Raw genomic sequence first — 6,027 nt, 5'->3', positions numbered from 1 at the left:
GCCGCCGTGGGTATCTCCTCGGCGATGTGGGCGCGGGTCCGCATCGCCCGGAAATACGCAGGCGGCTCGAGCGGTCCGTCGGTGCGCACCACGACGTCGGGCTCCACGAGCGCGGCCGGTGCGTCCGGCTCGAAACCGATCGCGCCGACCACCAGGCCGACGCGGCCCGCGCGCAGGGCCAGGGCGGCGTCGGCGGGATCGGTGAACTTGGCGAGCGCGCCCTGTGTGCGCAGCGAGCCGGTCGGCCGAGAGAGCAGGAAGTCCGGGGCGGTGACGGGACGCCCGACGTCGGGGTGGGGCCCTGACGCCACGGCTCGCCTCCCTCGACTCGGTCCGGTCCGTGGGGCGCCGTCCTGGAGGCGCCGGCCACGGGTACCCGCTGATCCTAGGCCGGTCCTCGACGGGGGTGCGAGCCGGGACCGTCACTAGGATGGGCGCCATGACAGCCTCCGATGTCCGCGTCCGCTTCTGTCCCTCGCCCACCGGCACACCCCACGTGGGGCTCGTGCGCACGGCACTGTTCAACTGGGCGCACGCCCGCCACACGGGGGGGACGTTCGTCTTCCGGATCGAGGACACCGACGCCGCGCGCGACTCCGAGGAGTCCTACCAGGCGATCCTCGACGCGCTGCGGTGGCTCGGACTGGACTGGGACGAGGGGCCCGAGGTCGGCGGTCCGTACGCGCCGTACCGCCAGTCGGAGCGGCGGGAGATGCACCTCGACGTGGTGCGCCGGCTCGTCGAGGCGGGGGAGGCCTACGAGTCCTTCTCCACCCCCGAGGAGGTCGAGGCCCGGCACCGGGCGGCCGGACGCGACCCCAAGCTCGGCTACGACGGATACGACCGCGACCTCACCGAGGAGCAGAAGCAGGCCTTCCGCGACGAGGGTCGCGGAGCGGTGATCCGCCTGCGGATGCCGGACGAGGACCTCTCCTGGAACGACCTCGTCCGCGGCGAGACGACGTTCAAGGCCGGCACTGTCCCCGATTTCGCGCTCACCCGCGCCAACGGCATCCCGCTCTACACGCTGGTCAACCCTGTCGACGACGCCCTGATGAAGATCACGCACGTCCTGCGCGGCGAGGACCTGCTCAGCTCCACCCCTCGGCAGATCGCCCTGTACCGCGCCCTCGAGCGCATCGGCGTGGCCGACGGTGTGCCCGAGTTCGGTCACCTGCCGTTCGTCATGGGCGAGGGCAACAAGAAGCTCTCGAAGCGCGATCCCGAGTCGGACCTCTTCCTGCACCGGGATCGCGGCATGCTGCCCGAGGGCCTGCTCAACTACCTGGCGCTGCTCGGGTGGGGCCTGTCGGAGGACCGCGACGTGTTCTCGTTGCAGGAGATGGTCGACGCCTTCGACGTCCGGCAGGTCAACGCGAACCCGGCCCGCTTCGACCAGAAGAAGGCCGACGCGATCAACGCCGAGCACATCCGTCAGCTGCCGGCTGACGAGTTCGCGCGGCGCCTGCGCGAATACCTCGTCGCCCACCCGGCTCAGGACGGACTGACGCTTCCGGAGGACTTCGACGAGCAGCGCTGGGCGGTCGTGGCCGAATTGCTGCAGACCCGCATCGTGGTCCTGTCGGACGCCTGGGATCTCATCCGCTTCCTGCTGGTGGACGAGTCGGAGTTCACGGTGGACCCGCAGTCCGCGGCCAAGAACCTCAAGCCCGAGTCGCGTGAGGTCGTCGACGCGGCGATCGCCGCCCTCGACTCTCTCGGGGAGTGGACGACGCCCGCTATCGAGGCCGCGCTGTCCGGGGCGCTGGTCGACGGTCTGGGCATCAAGCCGCGCAAGGCCTACGGCCCGGTCCGGGTGGCGGTGACCGGTTCGCACATCTCGCCCCCGCTGTTCGAGTCCATCGAGCTGCTCGGCCGTGAGGCGACCCTGTCCCGTCTGCGCTCGGCGCCGGTCGCCGGATGACGGTCGCCGGCCGCGCCGGTCGCCGGATGACGGTCGCCGGCCGCGCCGCTCGACGGGGGACGGGCGCGGCCGGGGTCGGCCGTCGGAAACGAGGTCGTTGACCAGGCGATTTGCTATTCACCCACCGAGGTTTGGTAGTCTCTTCGAGGTCGCCGAAGAGCGGCGGACAAGTGAAAATAGTGGCCTATGGTGTAATTGGCAACACAGCTGATTCTGGTTCAGTCGTTCTAGGTTCGAGTCCTGGTAGGCCAGCGGAGTACTCCACGCGAGTGCTCACAGCGGATCCCTGTGGATCCGTGTCCTAGCCCCCGTCGTCTAGCGGCCTAGGACGCCGCCCTCTCACGGCGGTAGCGTGGGTTCGAATCCCATCGGGGGTACATCGCGAAGACGCCCAGAGCACATCGCTCCGGGCGTCTTCCGCATTTCGGGTGGGCGTCGCTCAGTTCGGTGCGGGCGCCGGCCTCGCGGAGCGTCCCCGCGCCCGCAGCCGGATGAGGTCGCGTGCGTGTGCGTCCAGGGCGTGGTCCTCGGCGGACACGGGGGACCACCGCGCGACGGGGGTGGGGCGCCCGTCCGCGCCCAGGGCGGCGCAGACGGTGAGGCAGTGCGTGCTGAGCGTGCGGGCGGACGAGGTGGCCGGCCCGGAGCGGACGTGCACCGAGACGTGCATGGTCTCGTGGCCGGTGTGCAGCAGACGGGCCTCCACCTCCACCACGTCCCCGATCCGCACCGGGTGGTAGAAGCGCACCCCGCCGGCGTACACCGAGGTACACGGGGTCCCCGACCACTGGGCCGCGCAGAGGTTCGCCGCGTCGTCGATCCACGACATGATCCGTCCGCCGTGGGCGTTGCCTCCCCAGTTGACGTCCGAGGGGGCGGCGAGGAGGCGCAGCGTCGATCGCGGCGCGGTGCCGGCCTCGGAGTAGACCTGCTGCGCCATCGCGCGCTCGATGTCCTCGCGCAGCCCGATGCGCATGACCGCCTCGTCGGACTCGTGGATCTCCAGGCTCGAGGCGGGCCGCCAGGCGGGGACCGGGGTGGGCGCGCCGTCGCGGACGGAGATGAAGACGACCAGGCACTCGGCGCAGTGCCGGTACCCGGGGCGCGCGGGATCGCAGGCGCGGACGTCGCACTGGATGTGGATGGAGGAGGTGCCCGTGTGCACGAGCCGGGCGGACACCTCCACGAGGTCGCCGGAGGCGATCGGGCGGGAGAAGCGGACGTTGCCGACGTAGGCCGTGACGGCGTACCCGCCCGACCACCCCGCGGCCAGAGCGTAGGCGGCCTTGTCGATCCACTCGAGGATGCGGCCGGTGTGGACCTGGCTACCCGTCCCGACGTCGGTCGGGGCGGCCAGGAACCGCAGCACGGTCCGGTGGGGGGCGGTGCGGTCGGGAGCGGTGAGGTGCGGCGTGGTCACCCGTCGGACGCTAGTGCCGTCGCGTGACGGGGCCGTGTGTCGTGCGTACGGATCCCGTGTCGGACTCCTCACCCCCGCGCCGACGCGCGGTGAGCGCGGGTACGGGGGTGAGGGGGTGGGGGGTGAGGGCGGCGGACCGCGGTGGGGGCAGGTACCCCGCGGTCGGGGCGGGCGCACCGGTGCGTGCGCCGCGGGCACGGTCAGTCGACCGTCTCCTTGAGGGTGTCCTCACGGACGAATAACAGCAGCACGGTCGCCACGAGGATGAGCGGGACGACCATGTGGTAGATCGGCACCAGGGCGTCGTTGTACGCCCCGACGATCGCGTCGTGCAGCGGGCCCGGCAGCCCGGCCAGGATCTCGGGGCTCATGGAGTTGGCGCCCGCACCGTTGGCGAAGGTCTCGGCGACCCGGGCGCCCTCGGGGCCTAGCTCGGCAGCGGCCGCGGGGACGCGCTCGCCCATGAGGTCGGCGAGCCGGCTGACGAACAGCGAGCCGACGATGGCCGAACCCATCGTGCCGCCGATCTGGCGGAAGAAGTTGTTGGACGCGGTCGCGGTGCCGACCATGGTGACGGGGAACGCGTTCTGGACGATCAGCACGAGCAGCTGCATGCACAGGCCGAGTCCGAAACCGAACACGAAGAGCACCACGCCGAGGTGGACGAGGGTGTCACCGGCCTGTAGCGAGCCGATGAGCCAGAGCCCGACGGCCATGATGAGCGTGCCGACGAGGGGATACCACTTGTAGCGGCCGGTGCGGCTGACGATGTTGCCGACGACGATGGAGGTGCCCATCATGCCGATCATCATGGGGATCATCATGAGGCCGGCCGCGGTGGGGCCGAGACCGTGGACCATCTGGATGTACGTGGGCAGGTAGGCCATGCACCCGAACATCGCGACGCCGATCAGGAGCCCGGCGGCGGTGGAGACCGAGAAGTTGCGCTCGGCGAACAGTGTCATCGGGATCAGCGGGTGAGGGGAGCGACGCTCGACCCGGACGAAGGCCACGGCGCACACGAGGAACAGCGCGCCCATGCCGAGGATGACCGGGTCGGTCCAGTCGTAACGGTTGCCGCCCCACGACGAGAGGAGGATGAGTGCGGTGGTGCCGATGGCCATGAGCACCGTGCCGGGCCAGTCGGTGCGGCGTCCGCTGCCGCGGTTGGGCAGGCGCAGCCAGACGACGGCCACGACGAGGGCGATCAGACACACGGGGAGGTTGAACCACAGCGCCCACCGCCAGCCGGGCCCCTCAGTGAAGAATCCGCCGAGGAGCGGGCCGAGGACGGAGGACAGCCCGAAGACGGCGCCCATGACGCCCATGTACCGGCCGCGCTGCCGGGCGGGGACGACATCGGCGACGATCGCCTGGGAGAGGACCATCAGGCCGCCGCCGCCGAGCCCTTGGACCGCGCGTGCGGCGATGAGCAGATCGATGTTCCACGCCAGCGCGCCGAGGAGGGAGCCGGCGGAGAACAGCAGGATGGCCGTGACGAAGAGGGGTTTGCGCCCGATCTGGTCCCCGAGCTTGCCGTACACGGGCAGCCCGATCGTCATGGTGAGCAGATAGACGGTGATGACCCAGCTCATGCGGTCGACGCCACCGAGGTCGGCGACGATCGTCGGCAGCGCGGTGGCGAAGATCATCTGCCCCAGGGACACGATGAGCATCCCCAGCAGCAGCGAGGTGAACACCAGCGGGACGTTGTGCGTCGTCGGCGCCGGGGCGGGGGAGCGGTCGGCACCGGGCGGTGCCGCGGTGGTGCGGAGGTCTGTCTCACTCATGCGGGATCCCGTCGGTGGTGGTGGTGGCGGCGGTGGAGGGCTCGCCGACGAGCACTGCGAGTTGGCGCAGGGCGGTGGCGCAGTCGGCGTGGAGGTCGTCGAAGGAGGCGGAGTCGCGGTTCAGCCAGGTGGTCATGCCGAGGTTTGCCGAGGCGGCGACGAGCGCGACGCACGCGCGCGCCTCGGCCTCGGCGCTGACCCCGGGCAGGCGGCGCAGCCGCGGATGCCGGTCGAGGTGGCAGGACACGAGGTCCACGAGTTCGATCTGGAACCGGTACGAGGCGGTCATCCGCGCGGCACCGAGTTGCGGCTCGGCCCGGAAGATGTCACGCCGGCGTTGGACGAGCGTGGCGGTCTGCTCCCTGTCCGCGATGCGGGTGGCGGCGAAGCCTGCGAGAAAGACCCGCATCAGCGCGCGTGGGACGTCCGGATCGACCCCGTCAAGGAAGTCTTCGCGCTCGGCCTCGGGGACGTCCTGCGGGGTCGCGCCGATGACCGCGGCCTCCTTGGAGGCGACGTAGTTGAAGAACGTGCGCTTGGAGACCTCGGCGGCCGCGCAGATCTGGTCGACCGTCACCGCGTCGTACCCGTGCTCGAGGACCAGCGCGGTGGCGGCGTCCTCGATCGCGAGGTGGGTCGCGCGGCGCTTCCGGTCGCGCAGGGAGTCGTCGCGCGGGGCGTCCGCACGAGGGGGCGCGTCGTGCGCTTGAAGGGAGGCGTCGGGGGGAGAGCTCACGGAGGAAGCCTAACGGAATAAGTAGACCGAGTGCATCTTTGTACCGGGTGAAGTCCGCCACGCGCCGCGATTTGGTTCCGCGTCCACATGTCGGTTACTGTGGTGAAGCAGCAAGCAAGGCCCCCGTCGTCTAGCGGCCTAGGACGCCGCCCTCTCA

4 protein-coding genes, 2 tRNA genes and 1 pseudogene are annotated in these 6,027 nt (G+C 70.9%); 3 read left to right on the top strand and 4 right to left on the bottom strand.

Features of this window, described 5'->3' with window-relative positions; genetic code table 11:
- A pseudogene (locus G6030_RS08870) lies at nucleotides 1–311 on the bottom strand (isochorismate synthase); the annotation flags it as partial.
- 128 nt (nucleotides 312–439) lie between these two features.
- On the opposite strand from G6030_RS08870, the gene gltX reads away from it, so the two are divergent.
- The 3 genes from gltX (at nucleotide 440) to G6030_RS08855 (ending at nucleotide 2,301) form a co-directional block, all read left to right on the top strand.
- Nucleotides 440–1,924 carry a glutamate--tRNA ligase gene (gltX, locus tag G6030_RS08865; RefSeq protein WP_182642883.1) on the top strand — a complete coding sequence of 495 codons (1,485 nt, stop codon included), beginning with the start codon at nucleotides 440–442 and terminating at the stop codon, nucleotides 1,922–1,924.
- 180 nt (nucleotides 1,925–2,104) lie between these two features.
- Nucleotides 2,105–2,176 (top strand) — tRNA-Gln (locus G6030_RS08860).
- A 52-nt stretch (nucleotides 2,177–2,228) separates the two neighbouring features.
- Nucleotides 2,229–2,301, top strand: a tRNA-Glu gene (locus G6030_RS08855).
- A 62-nt stretch (nucleotides 2,302–2,363) separates the two neighbouring features.
- On the opposite strand, the gene G6030_RS08850 is transcribed toward G6030_RS08855, so the two are convergent.
- From G6030_RS08850 to G6030_RS08840, 3 genes are all read right to left on the bottom strand, one after another.
- Nucleotides 2,364–3,344: an acyl-CoA thioesterase gene (locus G6030_RS08850; protein ID WP_182642882.1), complete on the bottom strand. Its 981-nt coding sequence runs from the start codon at nucleotides 3,342–3,344 to the stop codon at nucleotides 2,364–2,366.
- Between the two features lie 200 nt (nucleotides 3,345–3,544).
- A complete protein-coding gene (locus G6030_RS08845) occupies nucleotides 3,545–5,134 on the bottom strand; it encodes an MDR family MFS transporter (RefSeq protein WP_182642881.1) in 1,590 nt (529 codons plus the stop codon).
- Nucleotides 5,127–5,870: a TetR family transcriptional regulator gene (locus G6030_RS08840; protein ID WP_182642880.1), complete on the bottom strand. Its 744-nt coding sequence runs from the start codon at nucleotides 5,868–5,870 to the stop codon at nucleotides 5,127–5,129. Before G6030_RS08840 ends, G6030_RS08845 begins: the two co-directional genes overlap by 8 nt.
- Nucleotides 5,871–6,027 lie beyond the last annotated feature (157 nt).

The organism is Dietzia sp. E1, from assembly GCF_014145015.1.
In the GTDB taxonomy this organism is placed as follows: Bacteria; Actinomycetota; Actinomycetes; order Mycobacteriales; family Mycobacteriaceae; genus Dietzia; species Dietzia cinnamea_A.
This window is presented reverse-complemented; position numbering and strand designations above follow the sequence as displayed.

Excerpts from the sequence above, each read along its gene's own strand:
- gltX (WP_182642883.1), top strand. The coding sequence starts at position 440 with ATGACAGCCTCCGATGTCCGCGTCCGCTTCTGTCCCTCGCCCACCGGC.
- G6030_RS08845 (WP_182642881.1), bottom strand. The coding sequence starts at position 5,134 with ATGAGTGAGACAGACCTCCGCACCACCGCGGCACCGCCCGGTGCCGAC.